This window comes from Duganella sp. CT11-25, from assembly GCF_047302815.1.
GTDB lineage: Bacteria > Pseudomonadota > Gammaproteobacteria > Burkholderiales > Burkholderiaceae_D > Rugamonas.
Genome location: NZ_JBKBFD010000001.1, coordinates 152,103 through 169,284, shown reverse-complemented (window position 1 = coordinate 169,284; position 17,182 = coordinate 152,103). Strand labels below are relative to the sequence as shown.

The 17,182-nt window shown below is 64.7% G+C and carries 12 protein-coding genes; 6 read left to right on the top strand and 6 right to left on the bottom strand.

The features are described 5' to 3' along the window. Complete coding sequence (locus tag ACEN9F_RS00640; protein WP_413416793.1) at positions 1-681, bottom strand: TetR/AcrR family transcriptional regulator; 681 nt, start codon at positions 679-681, stop codon at positions 1-3. 171 nt (positions 682-852) lie between these two features. Here ACEN9F_RS00640 and ACEN9F_RS00635 point away from each other — a divergent pair, with 171 nt between their 5' ends. After that, positions 853-1,767, top strand: coding sequence for a lipase family alpha/beta hydrolase (locus tag ACEN9F_RS00635; RefSeq protein WP_413416791.1), 915 nt, complete (start codon positions 853-855; stop codon positions 1,765-1,767). A gap of 9 nt (positions 1,768-1,776) precedes the next feature. Beyond that, positions 1,777-2,712 carry a lipase secretion chaperone gene (locus ACEN9F_RS00630; protein ID WP_413416789.1) on the top strand — a complete coding sequence of 312 codons (936 nt, stop codon included), beginning with the start codon at positions 1,777-1,779 and terminating at the stop codon, positions 2,710-2,712. An 86-nt stretch (positions 2,713-2,798) separates the two neighbouring features. On the opposite strand, the gene ACEN9F_RS00625 is transcribed toward ACEN9F_RS00630, so the two are convergent. Then, complete coding sequence (locus tag ACEN9F_RS00625; protein WP_413416787.1) at positions 2,799-4,550, bottom strand: methyl-accepting chemotaxis protein; 1,752 nt, start codon at positions 4,548-4,550, stop codon at positions 2,799-2,801. Between the two features lie 130 nt (positions 4,551-4,680). Continuing rightward, on the bottom strand, positions 4,681-5,829 hold the full coding sequence (locus ACEN9F_RS00620; protein ID WP_413416785.1) for a GGDEF domain-containing protein: 1,149 nt from the start codon (positions 5,827-5,829) through the stop codon (positions 4,681-4,683). Between the two features lie 141 nt (positions 5,830-5,970). On the opposite strand from ACEN9F_RS00620, the gene ACEN9F_RS00615 reads away from it, so the two are divergent. The 4 genes from ACEN9F_RS00615 (at position 5,971) to ACEN9F_RS00600 (ending at position 13,133) form a co-directional block, all read left to right on the top strand. Then, a complete protein-coding gene (locus tag ACEN9F_RS00615; protein ID WP_413416783.1) occupies positions 5,971-6,909 on the top strand; it encodes a 5'-nucleotidase in 939 nt (312 codons plus the stop codon). Positions 6,910-6,990: 81 nt separating this feature from the next. Continuing rightward, positions 6,991-10,443 (top strand): transcription-repair coupling factor, encoded by a 3,453-nt coding sequence (mfd, locus tag ACEN9F_RS00610; protein ID WP_413416781.1) that lies wholly within the window; start codon positions 6,991-6,993, stop codon positions 10,441-10,443. A gap of 62 nt (positions 10,444-10,505) precedes the next feature. Beyond that, on the top strand, positions 10,506-11,348 hold the full coding sequence (serB, locus tag ACEN9F_RS00605) for a phosphoserine phosphatase SerB (RefSeq protein WP_413416779.1): 843 nt from the start codon (positions 10,506-10,508) through the stop codon (positions 11,346-11,348). A 156-nt stretch (positions 11,349-11,504) separates the two neighbouring features. After that, complete coding sequence (locus tag ACEN9F_RS00600) at positions 11,505-13,133, top strand: S-layer protein (protein ID WP_413416777.1); 1,629 nt, start codon at positions 11,505-11,507, stop codon at positions 13,131-13,133. On the opposite strand, the gene ACEN9F_RS00595 is transcribed toward ACEN9F_RS00600, so the two are convergent. The 3 genes from ACEN9F_RS00595 to ACEN9F_RS00585 all read right to left on the bottom strand — a co-directional run bounded on the left by ACEN9F_RS00595 (position 13,100) and on the right by ACEN9F_RS00585 (position 17,163). Continuing rightward, positions 13,100-13,444, bottom strand: coding sequence for a hypothetical protein (locus tag ACEN9F_RS00595; RefSeq protein ID WP_413416775.1), 345 nt, complete (start codon positions 13,442-13,444; stop codon positions 13,100-13,102). The two genes, ACEN9F_RS00600 and ACEN9F_RS00595, sit on opposite strands and share 34 nt — an antisense overlap. Before the next feature lie 156 nt (positions 13,445-13,600). Further along, on the bottom strand, positions 13,601-15,742 hold the full coding sequence (locus ACEN9F_RS00590; RefSeq protein WP_413416773.1) for a hypothetical protein: 2,142 nt from the start codon (positions 15,740-15,742) through the stop codon (positions 13,601-13,603). 98 nt (positions 15,743-15,840) lie between these two features. Next, positions 15,841-17,163 carry an MFS transporter gene (locus tag ACEN9F_RS00585; RefSeq protein WP_413416771.1) on the bottom strand — a complete coding sequence of 441 codons (1,323 nt, stop codon included), beginning with the start codon at positions 17,161-17,163 and terminating at the stop codon, positions 15,841-15,843. Positions 17,164-17,182: the final 19 nt, after the last annotated feature.

Genomic DNA, 17,182 nt, shown 5'->3' with positions numbered 1-17,182 from the left:
TCAGGGCGCCAGGTAGGCGCGCATCATGCGCACGGTGCTGTCGGCGAAGCGATCGGGATCGATCGCCGCCGCGCGGTACTTCCAGCGCTTGACGTACCAGTCCTGGAACATCGCCATGATGTGCGCCGCCATCAGGTCCGGACTGCCGCGCGGGCGCTCCGGCAGTTGCACAATGATCTCCGCGAACAGCGACTGCACATACAACTCCGATTGCTTGGCCGTGTTGCGCTGCTCCGCCTGCAGCACGCGCGAGTCCATGAAGACGAAATAAAACCACGGCTGCAGAATCTCGGAGACGTAGATCGAGGCACGTATCAGCGCTTCCAGCTTGTCGAGCGGATCGCTGACGCCGGCGAACAGGCGCGGCATCTCGTGGGTGGCGTGGCGCACCACGTCCTCGATCATTTCCGCCAACTGGTCCTTGTTGCTGATGTAGCCGTACAAGCCGCCCATCGACAAACCGGTTTCGCCGCACAGGTCGCGCAGGTTCATGGCGCGGAAGCCGACCTCGTTGGCCAGCTTGAAGGTGGCGTTGAAGATCTTCTCCAAATTTTCCAGCGCCGGCTTGCGGCGCTTGACCGTGATGCGTTCGGCATTCCGGTCCAGGAGATAGGTCCAGATATTGACGCCATCGAGCGGCGTCATCTCCTGGAATTGTTGGAAGTTGAATTGCGCCAGCAAGGTCGTCCCTATAGTTAATTTTTGGTTTTGATTATAGCGCAGGACCAACACAAGGATCGCAAGTCATGCAGATTGGCTCGCCAGGTCCAGCGTGCGGACTGCGCGGCCATGGCGTCGGTGCTACATTTTGTTGACCGGGCAGACCCCGGCATCATAATAACGGAGACCACCATGAAAAAACGCTTCTGGAGCTGCCTGTCGTTCTGCCTGATACTCATCACCGCCCTGCCCGCGCCGTCGTGGGCGGCGGGCTACACCCAAACCAAATATCCCATCGTGCTGGTGCACGGCCTGTTCGGCTTCGACAGCGTCGGCCCGGTCGACTACTTCTACGGCATCGCCTCGGCCTTGCGCAGCGGCGGCGCCGACGTCTATGTGACGTCGGTATCGGCGGCCAACAGCACCGAGGTGCGCGGCGAACAGCTGCTGGTGCAGGTCAAGCAGATCCTGGCGGCGACCGGCGCGGCCAAGGTCAACCTGATCGGCCATAGCCACGGCGGCCCGACCTCGCGCTACGTGGCCTCGGTGCGGCCGGACCTGGTGGCGTCGGTCAGCAGCGTCGGCGGCGTCAACAAGGGCTCGAAGGTGGCCGACGTGCTGATCGGCGCGGTGCCGGGCGTGACCTACAGCGTGGCCAACGCGGTATCCGGCTTGATCAGCTTCCTGTCCGGCAGTCCGACCTTGCCGCAGAACGCGCGCGCGGCCGCGACCTCGCTGAGCACCGCCGGCACGCTGGCCTTCAACAGCCGCCATCCACAGGGCGTGCCGACATCCGCTTGCGGCGAAGGCGACTACCAGGTGCGCAGCGTGTACTACTTCTCGTGGAGCGGCGCGCAGCCGTACACCAATCTGCTCGACGCCAGCGACCCGGTGCTGGCGCTGACCGCGCTGGCCTTCGACGGCGCCAAGAACGATGGCCTGGTCAGCAGCTGCTCCAGCCATCTGGGCCGCGTGATCCGCGACGACTACGCGCTCAACCACCTGGACGAAGTCAATCAGCTGATCGGCATCACCAACCTGTTCGAGACCAGCCCGGTCACCATCTTCCGCCAGCAGGCCAATCGCCTGCAGGGCCTGGGCCTGTAAGGAGCACGCATGAACACAAACGCAAAACTGCTGCGGTGCGCCGCGTTGGCAGCGGTCGCCGGCGGCGTCCTGTATCTGACGCTGGCGCGGCAAAACGCGCCGGCGGCGCCGGTGCGGCGCGCCGAACCAAACTATTTTGCGTTTGTGCCGTCGATGGCCGGCACCCGGCCCGACGGCGAGGTCCGCCAAGGCGCCGGCGGCAAGCTGGAGGTCAATGCGGAACTGGCCTACCTGTTCGACTACTACCTGGCAGGCTTGGGCGAGAAGCCGCTGGAGGCGATCCGCACGGAGATCGTCCGCGAGCTGGATCGCCGCTTGAGCGGGCCGCAAGCGGCGGAAGCCAGGCGGCTGCTGGATGCCTACCTCGCCTACAAGCGCGCGCTGGTCGACGCTGAACGCGGCCTGCCGCCGCTTGCCGATCCGGCGCAGGCGGCGCGCCAGCGGCTGGCGGCGATGCAGCTGCTGCGCCGTTCGTATTTCAGCGAGGAGGAAATCGCCGGCCTGTTCAGCGCCAGCGATGCGTACGACCTGGATGCCGTCGCGCGGCTGGAGATCAATGGCGACAAGCGTCTGACGGACGAGCAGCGCAAGCAGCGGCTGGCCGCGCTGGACGCCGGGTTGCCGCAAAAGCTGCGCGATGAACGGGATGCGCCGACCAAGGTGCTGCGGCTGGAAGACGCGGTGGCCAAGGCCCGCGCGCAGGGTGCCGGCGACAACGAGATCTACCGCATGCGCGCCGCCGCGCTCTCGCCTGCAGCCGCCGCCAGGCTGGCCGATGTCGACCGCGAGGAGGCCGACTGGCAGCGCCGCATCGGCGCCTATCAGGCGCAGCGCCAGCAGCTGCTGCAAGCCACGCAGCCCGACGAAGCCGCCCTCCAGCAGTTGCGCGACGCCGGCTTCAGCACCGACGAACAAAAGCGCCTGGGCGCGTATGAGCAGCTCTAAGGCACGCTGCGCCAGATAAAAAAAGGCAGCCGCGAGGGCTGCCTTACTTTACTGCTGCGCCATATAGTGGCTTACTTTATTGTTGGTTAGAACTCTTCCCAATCGTCCGACGAGACCGTCGCCATCTTGCGTGCCGGGGCTTTGGCCGGCGCCGCCTTCAGGGCCGGACGCGGCGCGGCGGCTACCCGTGGCGCCGGCGCGGCCGGGGCGACACGCGTCTGGCGCGCCGCCATCACTGGCGGCCGCGACACCGCCTGGTCCATGCGGAACACGCTGACCACCTCCGCCAGCGTGGCCGCCTGCTCCTGCAGCGACGCCGCCGCAGCGGCGGCCTCCTCCACCAGCGCCGCATTCTGCTGCGTCACCGTATCCATCTGCCCCACCGCCATATTGATCTGGTCGATGCCGGTGCTCTGTTCCTGCGTCGCCATGCTGATCTCGCCCATGATGTCGGTCACGCGCTGCACGCTGCTGACGATCTCGCCCATCGTCGAACCGGCTTCCGCCACCAGCTTGCTGCCGGCGCCGACCTTCTCCACCGAGTCGCCGATCAACTCCTTGATCTCCTTGGCCGCCGCCGCCGAGCGCTGCGCCAGCGTGCGCACCTCGCCCGCCACCACGGCGAAGCCGCGCCCCTGCTCGCCGGCGCGCGCCGCTTCCACCGCCGCGTTCAGCGCCAGGATATTGGTCTGGAACGCGATGCCGTCGATGACCGAAATAATGTCGACGATCTTGGACGACGAGGCGTTGATCGAATCCATGGTCTCGACCACCCGCGCCACCACGTCGCCGCCACGCACCGCCACGCCGGACGCCGATGCCGCCAGCGTGTTGGCCTGGCGCGCGTTGTCCGCATTTTGCCGCACGGTCGATGTCAGTTCCTCCATCGACGACGCCGTCTCCTCCAGCGAGCTGGCCTGCTCCTCGGTACGCGACGACAGGTCCAGGTTGCCGCTGGCGATCTGCGCCGACGCCGTGGCGATGGTGTCGGTACCGCTGCGCACCTGGCCGACGATGCTGATCAAACTGGTGTTCATGTCCTTGAGCGCCTGCAGCAGCTGGCCGGTTTCCTCGGTGGTGTCGACCTCGATGCGGCTGGTCAGGTCGCCCGACGCCACGGTCTGCGCCACGCGCACCGCCTCGTTGATCGGATCGGTGATCGCCGCCGTGATGTAGGCCGCGCAACCGATGGCGATCAGCGCCGCCACCACGGCGGCGATCACCATCTGCCATTCCGCGCTGCCGATCGCCGCCGTGCCGTCCACCACGCTGGTGGCGGAAATATCCTCATTCAGATGCTCGATCTTCATCAGCGTCGCCTCGGCCTTCTGGAACAGCGGGCGCGACTGGTTGTACTGGGCATAGAACTCGACGAACAAATCCTTTTGCTTTTGCTCGTCCTTGTTGCCGGCCAGCGCAGAAATGGTGGCGCCGATCTTGTCGTCGGCCGCCTTCCAGGCCGCCCACTCGCCGGTGAACTGCTTCCACATCACCGCCTCTTCCGGCGTCTGCGGCAGCGGCTCATAGCGTTTCCAGCCGCGGTCGATGTTGGCCCAGGCCTTCTTGCGCATCTCCTGCGCCTCGGCGAATCTTTCCTGCGCCTGGTAGTCGGTGGCGTAGGTGCCGGCAAACAAGGTGCCGGCCGAGACGGCGGTCTGGCCTTCGCTCATCACCAGCAAGCCCTGGATGGACGGCAGGCGCACCACGCCGATTTCGTTGACCGCGTCGCCGACCTTGGCGATACCCTTGTAGCCGGCCGCGCCGACCACCGCCAGCGCGACCATCATGATGGCCACCAGCGTCGCGAGTTTCCACTTGATCAGCAAGTTTTTGAACATCAGATACCCCTGGAAGTGGATTGTATGAGTGAGATTTGGAGAGATTGTTCCTCACCAACTAATATGCGGCCCCATCATTGATGCCGTCAATCATATTCTTGAAGTATGTGGCGCGGCGCGCACAACAATCTCAGCCGCCGACAACGCGGTTGCGTCCGCTGCGCTTGGCCTGGTACATGGCGGCGTCGCCGGCCGAGATCAGCCGGATCAGGTCGTAGTCATGCTCGTCCGAGCACACCACGCCCAGGCTGGCGGTGTAGCGCACCGACAGCTGGTCCAGTTCCACTATTTCCGATTCGATACGGGCGCGCAGGCGTTCGGCCACGTTCAGCGCGGCCTCGCGGTTGACGCCGTCGAGCACCAGCACGAACTCCTCGCCGCCGAAGCGCGCCATCAGGTCGTGCGGGCGCAACTCCATCTTCAGCAGCCGCGCCAGATGGCGCAGCACCTCGTCGCCGACCGGATGGCCATAGGTATCGTTGATGACCTTGAAGTAATCGACGTCGATCATGATCACGGCCAGGCTGCGGCCGCCGCGCAGCGCGCGCAGGCCGACCCGCTTGCCCTGGATCTCCAGCCCGGCGCGGTTCAGCGCGCCGGTCAGCGCATCGAGCGTGGACAGGCGCCGCAGCCGCTCGGCATAGCGCCACATCACCATCAGGATCAGGCCGAAAGCGATACAGATCTGCGCCAGCGGAATCGCCAGCGTGGTCACGCCCATCACCAGCGAACTGGCGCTGTCGGCCGGATCGCCATGCAGCAGCATGTGCACGCCGCGCAGCAGCAGCGCCAGGCCCAGCAGGCTGAAGCCGGCCACGCTGATGCCGACCAGGCGCCAGTGCCCGTGGCGCGCCACCACCAGCGCGCAGATCCAGTTGAGGATGGCAAAATAAAATCCGCTGAAGCACAGCCGCGCCCGCAGGCTGGGGGCGACCAGCGTGAAATACGCCGGGATCAGCAGCGCGATGCAGGTGATGACGGCGATCGCCCGCCACGGCAGGGTTTCGGAACAGTACAGGCGCAGGCCGCGCAACACCAGCGCCAGGCCGAAGCCGATGACGCCGTAGCCCAGGATATTGTTTGCCAGCAGCGGCATGCTGTCGAGGCTGGTCAACGCCAGGCCGATGCAAATCGCCACATTGCCCAGCGCCCACCAGCGCTGCTCGGGCGGGCTGTCGGCGTAGCAGGCGGAAGCGGCCAGCAGCGCCGTGGTCAGCAGCGTGACGCACACTTGTACCAGTAAGAGAGTATCGAGATTGAGCACGCCGGAATCCGTCATCAGGATGTGTCAATGTAGCTCAGCGGCATCGCTCGTGCAAGAAAGAAACAGAAAAAAGCTGCCATGTGACCAACAAGCGGCCCGCCGCGGATGGCCCGTATCGGTTAGAGTGATGCTAATAGCATTCTTTCGACAACCCACATGGCTTACCCTATAGAGCACAAGCTGGTGATCGGCATCGCCTCCAGCGCCCTGTTTGACCTCACCGAATCGCACCGGGTCTATCTGGAAAGCGGCGCCGAGGAGTACCGCAAATACCAGGAACAGCATATCAATGCCATCCTGGACAAGGGCGTGGCCTTCCCCTTCATCCGACGTTTCCTCGGCATCAACAAGCACTACGCCCAGTCGGCGCCGGTGGAGGTGGTGCTGTTTTCCCGCAATTCGCCGGAAACCGGCCTGCGCGTGATGAATTCCATCGCCCACTACGGGCTGGACATCTCGCGCGCCTGCTTCATGACCGGCCAGTCGCCGTACACATACTTGCCCGCATTCAACACATCGCTGTTCCTGAGCGCCAATGAGGAAGATGTGCGCAACGCGCTGGAAGCCAACTACCCGGCCGGCCTGGTGCTGCCGTCGCGCACCGAGGACGACGACGACGACGCCGAGCTGCGGGTGGCCTTCGACTTCGACGGCGTGATCGCCGACGACGAGTCCGAAACCGTCTTCAAGCGCAACAACGACGTGCACGAATTCCACGCCCACGAACGCGAACGGGTCGCCATCCCGCACCAACCCGGCCCGCTGGCCGACCTGTTCCAGAAGCTGTCGCTGATGCAGCGGCTGGAGGAACGGGCCCAGCGCCGCGATCCGGACTACAAGAAGATCTTGCGCATCGCCATCATCACGGCCCGCAGCGCGCCGTCGCATGAGCGGGTGGTGACCACGCTGAAAAGCTGGGGCGTCTCGCCCAACGAGACATTTTTCCTGGGCGGCATGGAGAAAGCCCGCGTGCTGGGCATCTTCCGGCCGCACATCTTCTTCGACGACCAGCTCAGCCACCTCAAATCGGCCGGCGGCAACATCCCGATGGTGCATATCCCCTTCGGCATCGCCAACCGTCCCGCCGCCGTCTAGGACAAGCGACGGCGACGGCGGGCTTCGTCTATAATGTCGGGCAGCGGCGTTGCCACTCTGGCGGTGCCTTGATAACCGTGAATGTGTGTTGTGTCCTCAGCCTTAACTAAATCCATTCCCAAACCCGGCACCCGCTACGCCCTGCCCACGCTGCACGGCTCGTCGGACGCTTATGCGCTGGCGCTGACCGCGCTCGAACTCAAATCCCAGGGCCGCATGCTGGCCGTCATCGTGGCCAATGCCAGCGACGCCCAGCGCCTGCTCGACGAGATCCCATGGTTCGGCGGCGACCAGCTGCGCTGCCACCTGCTGCCGGACTGGGAAACCCTGCCTTACGACGCCTTCTCGCCGCACCAGGACCTGGTGTCCGAGCGCCTGGCCACGCTGCACGAAATCTCCAGCGGCCAGTGCGACGTCATGCTGGTGCCGGCCACCACCGCGCTGGTGCGCATGGCGCCGCCGTCGTTCCTGGCGGCCTACACCTTCTTCTTCAAGAAGAATGAATCGCTGGACGAAGCGCGCCTGAAGTCGCAGCTGACGCTGGCCGGCTACACCCACGTCACGCAAGTGATGTCGCCCGGCGAATACTCGGTGCGCGGCGGCCTGATCGACCTGTTCCCGATGGGATCGGCCCTGCCCTACCGTCTTGACCTGTTCGGCGACACCATCGAAACCATCCGCACCTTCGACGCCGACACCCAGCGCTCGCTGTACCCGGTCAACGAGGTGCGCCTGCTGCCGGGCCGCGAATTCCCGATGGACGAAGTCGCGCGCACCACCTTCCGCAGCCGCTGGCGCGAGCAGTTCGAAGGCGATCCTTCGCGCTCGGTGGTGTACAAGGACATCAGCAGCGGCATCGCCTCGGCCGGTATCGAATACTATCTGCCGCTGTTCTTCGAAGAGACGGCCACGCTGTTCGACTACCTGCCCGACGGCGCCGCGCTGGCCCTGCTGGGCGACATCGACGGCGCCATCAAGCGCTTCTGGACCGACACCGGCTCGCGCTACCGCTTCCTGAAGGCCGACCGCGAGCGCCCTATCCTGGCGCCGGAAGCGCTGTTCCTGTCGGACGAGCAGTTCTTCACGCTGGCCAAGCCCTACGGCCGCCTGACGATTTCAAAGGACACCGACAGCGGCGCCTCCGAGCTGTCGGCGCCGGTGCCCAACATCGCCGTCAACCGCCACACCGACGACCCGCTGACCAACCTGCGCGCCTACCTGCTGCAGGCCGGCCGCCGCGTGATGATCTGCGCCGAATCCAACGGCCGCCGGGAAACGCTGCAGCAGTACTTCAACGAATACGACCTGGCGCTGACGCCGGTCGAAGGTTTTGAAGGCTTCGCAGGTTCCGACGCCAAGCTGATGCTGGGCGTGGCGCCGCTGCACGCCGGCTTCGAACTCTCCGACGGCAAGCAGAACCTGATCTTCATCACCGAGACCGAGCTGTATGCGGGCTCCGGCCGCCGCGTCGGCAAGAAGAAGCAGGAAGCCGTCACGCAGGTCGAATCGATGGTGCGCGACCTGTCGGAGCTGAAGATCGGCGATCCGGTGGTGCACATCAACCACGGCATCGGGCGCTACATGGGCCTGACCAGCATGGACCTGGGCGAAGGCGAAACCGAGTTCCTGCACCTGGAATACGCCAAGGACACCAAGCTGTATGTGCCGGTGTCGCAGCTGCACGTGATCTCGCGCTACTCCGGCGCCTCGCCGGACGACGCGCCGCTGCACACGCTGGGTTCCGGCCAGTGGGAAAAAGCCAAGCGCCGTGCCGCCGAGCAGGTGCGCGACACCGCCGCCGAGCTGTTGAACCTGTACGCCCGCCGCGCGCTGCGCCAGGGCCACTCGTTCGAATATTCGGCGCACGACTACGAACGTTTCGCCGACAGCTTCGGCTTCGACGAAACGCCGGACCAGCAGGAAGCGATCAACAACGTCATCAAGGATATGACCTCGGGCAAGCCGATGGACCGGCTGGTCTGCGGCGACGTCGGCTTCGGCAAGACCGAAGTGGCGCTGCGCGCGGCCTTCATCGCCGTCATGGGCGGCAAGCAGGTCGCGATTCTGGCGCCGACCACGCTGCTGGCCGAACAGCATGCACAAACCTTCGCCGACCGCTTCGCCGACTGGCCGGTGCGCATCGCCGAGATGTCGCGCTTCCGCACCGGGAAGGAGATCGCGCAGGCGATCAAGGGCATGGCCGACGGCACGCTGGACATCATCATCGGCACCCACAAGCTGCTGTCGGACGACGTCAAGTTCACGCGACTGGGCCTGGTCATCATCGACGAGGAACACCGTTTCGGCGTGCGCCAGAAGGAAACCCTGAAATCGCTGCGCGCCGAAGTCGACGTGCTGACGCTGACCGCCACGCCGATCCCGCGCACGCTGGGCATGGCGCTGGAAGGCCTGCGCGACTTTTCCGTCATCGCCACCGCGCCGCAAAAGCGCCTGGCGATCAAGACCTTCGTGCGCGGCGAAAGCGAATCGATCATCCGCGAAGCCTGCCTGCGCGAATTGAAGCGCGGCGGCCAGGTCTACTTCCTGCACAACGAGGTGGAGACCATCCAGAACCGCATGGCGATGCTGACCGAGCTGCTGCCGGAGGCGCGCATCGCCGTCGCCCACGGCCAGATGCACGAGCGCGACCTGGAAAAAGTCATGCGCGATTTCGTCGCGCAGCGCTTCAACATCCTGCTGTGCACCACGATTATCGAAACCGGCATCGACGTGCCGACCGCGAACACCATCATCATGCACCGCGCCGACAAGTTCGGCCTGGCGCAGCTGCACCAGCTGCGCGGGCGCGTCGGCCGTTCGCACCACCAGGCCTACGCCTACCTGCTGGTGCACGACGTGCAGTCGCTGACCAAGCAGGCGCAGCGCCGCCTGGACGCGATCCAGCAGATGGAAGAACTGGGCAGCGGCTTCTATCTGGCGATGCACGACCTGGAAATCCGCGGCGCCGGCGAAGTCCTCGGCGACAGCCAGTCCGGCGAGATGACCGAGATCGGCTTCCAGCTGTACTCCGACATGCTGAACGAGGCGGTGCGCTCGCTCAAGGCCGGCAAGGAGCCGGACCTGGCGGCGCCGCTGGCCACCACCACCGAGATCAACCTGCACGTGCCGGCGCTGCTGCCGGCCGATTTCTGCGGCGATGTGCATGAACGGCTATCGATCTACAAGCGCATGGCCAACTGCAACGTCCAGGACAAGATCGACGACATGCAGGAAGAGATGATCGACCGTTTCGGCAAGCTGCCGGACCCGGTCAAGGCGCTGATCGAAACCCACCGCCTGCGCATCGCCGCCAAGACGGTCGGCATCGTCAAGATCGACGCCCATGGCGAAGCGGCCACGCTGCAGTTCATGGCCAAGCCGCCGATCGACCCGATGCGCATCATCGACCTGATACAAAAAAACCGCCAGATCAAGCTCAATGGCCAGGACAAACTGAAGATCACCGCCGCCATGCCGGACCTGGCAGCGCGCGTGGCGCAGATCAAGGCCGCCATCAAACAGTTGACCGCTTGAGCCATAACACGTAAGTTAAACACTTAGCCCAAAAAACGCTATCCGCATTTATGAAAAACACCATGAATTTAGTTCTACAGGGCCTGGACGATTGCAAGGCCCGACTGGAGCGCATCGCCGCGCTCACCGCCCCCCAGGGCATCACGTGGCTGGGCGACCGCGCCCTGCGCTGCGACGGCATCACCTTCTCGCCGGCGCTGCGCCAGACCATCGAAGTGGCCGCGCAGGCCGCGCAGCTGGACGCCACCTATTCCATCGGCATCCACAAGATGAGCGAATTCAAGCTGGTCGCGATGGACATGGATTCGACCCTGATCACCATCGAGTGCATCGATGAAATCGCCGACATGCAGGGTTTGAAAAAGGAAGTCTCCGAGATCACCGAAGCGGCCATGCGCGGCGAACTGGATTTCTCCGAGAGCCTGAAGCGCCGCGTGGCGCTGCTGGAAGGCCTGGACGCCTCGGCGCTGGAGCGCGTGTATGAAGAGCGCCTGCGCCTGTCGCCAGGCGCCGAAGAGATGCTGAAGGCGGTGCAGCAGGCCGGCCTGAAAACGCTGCTGGTGTCGGGCGGCTTCACCTACTTCACCGCGCGCCTGAAGCAGCGCCTGGGACTGGACTACACCCACGCCAACGAGCTGGAAATCGTCGACGGCCGCCTGACCGGCAAGGTCGTCGGCGGCATCGTCGACGCCGAGGAAAAGAAGCGCACCGTGGAGCGTGTGTGTGCGGAGTTGGGCATCCAGCCGTCGCAGGCCATCGTCATGGGCGACGGCGCCAACGACCTGAAAATGATGAGCATCTCGGGCATGTCGGTGGCGTTCCGCGCCAAGCCGGTGGTGCGCGAGCAGGCCAACGTCGCGCTCAACTTCGTCGGCCTGGATGGCATCCTGCCGCTGCTGACCTGAGATCGGCGCCCGCGCGGCGGCTGTGCGTCAATCCGCATCATGTCAATGCGGTTCCGCACAGCGCCGTCTTTTTCCGCGCACGATAGGCCGTTGTCACCGGGACGTCATTTTCGGTTGATACCTTGCGGACTCTTTTGAGCCACCACAGGGTAAATCATGCAGCACACAACATTCTTGGGCCAGCGCCGCCTGCACATCCTCGCCGCGGCGGTCATCGCCGCATTGGCCGTCGCCTGCGGCGGCGACCAGGCGCCAACGCCAACCGCGCCGCCGGTGCCAAGCGGCCGCTGGATCGCAGGTGACCTGCACACGCATACCACGCAGTCGCCCGACACCGATGTCAGCCAGACGCTGGACAAGGTACTGGCCAAGGCCTTCACCACCTACGGCCTGGACTGGATGGCCATCAGCGACCACCTGCGCTTGTCCGCGCGCGACGAAAAAGGCGCGGCGCTGGCGGCGGCCATCCCGCTGTCGGTCGGCGTGCAGCGCTACCAGATCCCGCACGTCCAGGCCCTGCAGGCCGCAGGCACCTACAGCGACAAGCTGATTTTCTCGGGCTTCGAGTGGGACATGCCGACCCACGACCACATCGGCATCGGCCTGTTCGAAGGCAGCGACAAACTGGCCTCCAGCACCAAGGGCATGAAGGAATTCGAATACCTGTTCACCACCCGCGACGCGGCGCTGTTCGACGCCGCCGACGTCGCCGCGTGGAAGGCCAGGTACGGCGACACGCGCTACAACGCCACGGCCGACGATGCGCTCAAGGCGATCAGCTGGCTCAAGGACAACTACCCGGACACCAGCTACGCCGTGGTCAATCACCCTTCGCGCAACAAGGGCAGCTATACCGTCGATGACTTCCGCCGCTTCAACGACATCGCGCCCAACATCGTGTTCGGCATCGAAGGCATGGTCGGCAACCAGATGGAACCCGACCGCGGCGGCTATACCGCCGCCTACACGGCCGACAACGCGCCACTGCGCGTCTATGGCGGCGTCGACTACGTGGTCGCCAAGGTCGGCGGCGTGTGGGACGCGCTGCTCGGCGAAGGCCGCCGCATCTGGAACCTCACCGATTCCGACACCCACTTCAAGATCGTCGGCAGCAACAGCAGCGGCTATTTCCCGGGCGAGTACGCGAAGAACTACGTCTTCACCGGCGCCCAGGGCACGCCCGGCATCCAGACGCTGCTGCAAGGCCTGCGCTCCGGCAAAATGTTTTCGGTGTATGGCGACTTGATCAACGCGCTGGACTTCAACCTTGCCGCCAAGGACAGCCGCAAGGAGATGGGCGGCGAACTGAAGGTTGCCAGCGGCGACAAGGTGACGATCACGATACGCTTCAAGAGCCCGGCCAAAAACAACTACGAAAAGCCGGTCGACAGCGGCACGGCGGCCAACCTCAAGCCGGTGGTCGATCACGTCGACCTGATCGTCGGCGATGTCGGCGCCAGGGCGGCGCCGGGCACCGCGGCCTATGGCGTCGCGACCAACGCCAGTACCAGGGTGCTGAAGCGCTTCACCAGCGCCGACTGGAAGGTCGACGCCGATGGCTACTACAGCGTCAGCTACGAGGTCACCGCCAGCAAGAACCAGTACTACCGCCTGCGCGGCACCAACCTCGGCACCGACGTCGCCGGCCTGACCCAGGGCGGCGAACCGCTGGCCGACCAGCGCACCGGCACTGCGGATGCGACGGCGCGCTTCAACGACATCAACGACCGCAACTATGGCAGCCTGTGGTTCTACTCCAACCCGGTATTCGTTACGCTGAACTGAGCCGGACGCAGCTCCACCCGCACGCCGACCACGACGCCGTTCGGGTACTGCTCGAACTCAAGCCGCATCCGGCCCGACGGCGCCTCGAACGCGAGGTCGCCGACGGGTGTCACCGCCACCTCCGGCTGTTTGTCCAGCTGGACGTACAGCTGGCGGCTGCGCTGGCTGACGGTCAGCAAGCGGCCGTCGGATAAATCGTATTCGCCGCTGATCGCCTTCAGGTCGTCGTATGAAAAGAAGCGCCTTTCAGCGGCGCCCGCCGTGCCGGCAATGCAGCAGCCCAGCATGACTGCCAAGATATAAGTTCGCATGATATTTTCCCCATCGAGTAAGTATCGCCATCGCTCACAATGTGGATGGCAATGAACTCACTCTAGACAAAAGCGCCATCATTTGCGCGCCCGATCCGACCAACGCGGGCCGGATGGCGATGAACGGCGCTTTCCCGGGGGCGAACGGGAACGGCCTCAGAGGTCGCTCAAACGCATGACGCGGCTGTTCACGCCATGAAAAGTGAGTGCGATCAACCGCCCCCGGTCGATCACCAGGCGCTCAATGCGACGCTCGTCCAGGTGAATAAAGTCCCGGATGTAGCGCCTGAGCCGATGCTGCGCGAGGTCGTATATCAGCAGGTCCCTGCCGTAACCGACATAGAGGGTCTGCTCATGCAGGAGGGGCACGGGCGCGCCCAACGGTGTCACAGGCAAACCGAACAGCGTTTGCATGTCGCCCGCTGGGCTGACGAGCTTGATCAGTTGCCGATCCACCCCTTGCGTCCCGTCGACGGTCACCGTGGTTGCATTGCCCTTGTCCTTTTCCGCGCACGTCTCGTCGGATTTGGTCCGCTCGCGCCTGATGACTTCGAGCGTCTGACGATCGACGACGAAAAAATTCGGGCGTCCTTGCTGTTGCCCTTGCTGTTCGTAGCGGTACCTCACGCATGCGTAGATGCGGCGGTCATCGGCGCTGATCGATGCAATGGCGTCCTGGTATTCCTGGTTGTCGGGCGCGATCTGTACGGACGCGAGCTCGTCGAGTGTATCGCGGTCGAAAACGCCCAGGCTTGCGCCGCCATCGCAACGCCCGTTCCCGCATCCGTAGCGTCCGACATACAGCCTGTCGCCAGAGAACAGGAAAAGATCCGAAAAGGCGCCGAACTCGATGCGCTTGACGGTCGTCCTTGCCGGCGGCGCCCCGATCTCGAACACTTTCCCGAAGCCGGTTTGCCGCTCCTCCCGGGTGAGTTCCCCGGCCCCCTCGCGGCCGACCACCCTCGCCTTGAGGCGGGATTCAGCCAGCGCAAGCGCCACCTCCGGATCCGGTTGCGCAGCCTGCACCTTTTCCAGCACCCTCACCGCCTCGGCCCCCTGGTCCAGGGTCTGGCTCAGCCAGATTCCATACCGCCTGAGCGCCGGCAGCACGGCCGCAGGAATGGCCGCGCCCTGCGCATATCCGTCCACGCCGGCTTGCTTGCACAAGGCGATTGCGCGATACAGGTCCCTGGTATCCGCCAGTTGCGCCCCGGTTTGCCGGCACTGCTGCGCGACCCTCGCCTCCCGCCACACACCCTTGCGCATCGCGCCGGTGTTGAGCCGATAGGTTTCCATTTGCCATTTGGCGTCCGTGCCGGTGGAATCCGGCGCGGCCGCAGCCAGCAGGATATTGCCCTTGATGGCGATGGTCGCGGCGGGTATCGGCAACCGCGCGGTTTCGCTCCCCGTTTCCATGTCGAAGACGACGACGCCGTCATTCACGCCAACGGGCTGGTCGATTGCGCGGGTAAATATCAAGCCGTCATGCAGCGCCATGGAATAAAAGAACGCGTACCGGCGGATGCTGTGCTCGACCGAGAACGACTTCAGGTTCAGGACATGCATCTCACCGCAATTCGCAATCAGCACGGCCCGGTCGTTTTCGCTTTGCTCGATAGCGGGTTGGCAGCTGGCGTTGATCTGGTCCATCGGCGGCGGAATCTGGATACGCCCCAGCGCCCTGAACTGGCGGTCGAAGACCATCAGCTCGTCTTTTCCACTTGCCGGGAATGCCGTATAGATGCGGCCATCGCGGATCCCGACCAGGCGGGCGCCGGGCAGCGTGGTTTCCTGGATGAGCTTGAGCGACGGAAGCTCGAAGATGGCAAGCGCTTGCTGAAAACCGTAGGCGCTCGCCGGCCCCTGGAACAGCACCAGCCTGTCGCCCTCGATGAAGGCATCCGCAACGGGATTGGAGAGACGCAGCCGCGCCCGCACCGTACCGGTTTTCCGGTCGATCACCTCGACCGGAAAGGATGCCGAATGCGGCGTGTGATACACGATGTAGCGGGCATCCTGGGCAATCAATTCCGGGTCGGTCTTCCCGGATATCAGCTTGGCCCAGCGTCCGTTGGCGAAATCGAACTGGACGATGCTTTTGGTGTTGCCGTTGTCGTCGTAGTGCGAATAGACCAGGTCGCCATCGATCGATGGAAGTATCGTTGGAAAACCCTTGCCTACCGGCGCTGGATGGGCGGCCAGGATGCCGGTACGGACGAACGGCGCATCGTCGGCATGCGCGGCGGCGGAACCCGCCGCCATGAACAACAGCAACAGCAATTTACGAACATCGAACATGGGATTTTCCTGTTGAAGACCGCGCAAAAATTAACCATAGGCAACATGATGCTGCCAGAGGATTGATTTTTAAGCAAGCGCTTACAGGATACCGCGCTCTAGCCTTTCTGCCTGAGCTGCTGCGGCAAGCCGTACATGACGATCAGGGCGCACAGCAGCGTGGCGCCGCCGATCACGTACAGCGCCGGCGTGGTGCTGCCGGTCAGGTCGCGCACCCGGCCCACCATCACCGGGCTGACGATGCCGCCCAGCTGGCCCAGCGTGTTGATCAGCGCGATGCCGCCGGCCGCGCCGGCGCCCGTCACCAGCTTGGGCGGCAGCGCCCAGAAGGCGGGAATCGACGCCACCACGCCGGCGCCCAGCACGCCCAGCGACACGATCAGCAGGCCGGTCTGCTTGTCGAAGACGCCGGCGCTGAAGAAGCCCAGCGACGCCAGTATCAGCAGGCCGGTGACGTACTTGCGGCGCTCGCCGCTGGCGTCGGACAAACGGCCCACCACCACCATGCTGATCGCGCCGCAGATGTAGGGCACGGCCGTCAGCAGGCCGATGATGGTCGGGTTCTGCGTGCCGGCGCTGCGGATCAGGTGCGGCGCCCAGAAATTCAGTCCGTACGAGGCCACCTGGATCAGGAAGTAGACCAGGCCCAGCGTGAGGAAACCCGGCGTCTTGATGGCGCCCAGCAGCGAATGGCCACCGGTTTTCGGCGCGCCGTCGGCGATGCGGCTGCGCAGCAGCGCCTTCTCTTCCGCCGACAGCCAGCCCGCATCCTCGACGCGGTCCTTCAACTGCTTCAGTACCACCAGTCCCAGCGCCACGCACGGCAGGCCGCCCAGCACAAACAGCCAGTGCCAGCCGCGTACGCCCATCACGCCGTCCATCTGGCCGAGTATCAGCCCCGACACCGGCGCGCCGAACAGGCCGGCGAAGGCCGACGCCAGGAACAGCATCGAGGTGACGCGGCCGCGGAAGGTGGCCGGGAACCACAGCGTCAGGTAATACAGCACGCCGGGCGCGAAGCCCGCCTCCATCGCGCCGATCAGGAAGCGCAGGCCGTAGAACTGCCACTCGCTGGAGACGAACACCATCGCCGTCGTCGCCAGCCCCCACGAAATCATGATGCGGGCGATCCAGCGCCGCGCGCCGACCTTGTACAGGAACATATTGCTGGGTACTTCAAACAGCACGTAGCCGACCACGAACAGGCTGGCGCCCAGGCCGTAGGCGGTGTCGCTCAGGCCCAGGTCGCCCTGCAGCTGGAATTTGGCGAAGCTGATGTTGATGCGGTCGAAGAAGGCGAACAGGTAGCAGATCATAATCAGCGGCATGATGCGCCATGCGACTTTGCGGACTACGGCGGCTTCGTCGCTGATTGCGGTAGCCGCGACGGAACCGGCGGCCAGTGTGGTGTGGTTTTGCATGGTAAGTCTCCTTGCCCGG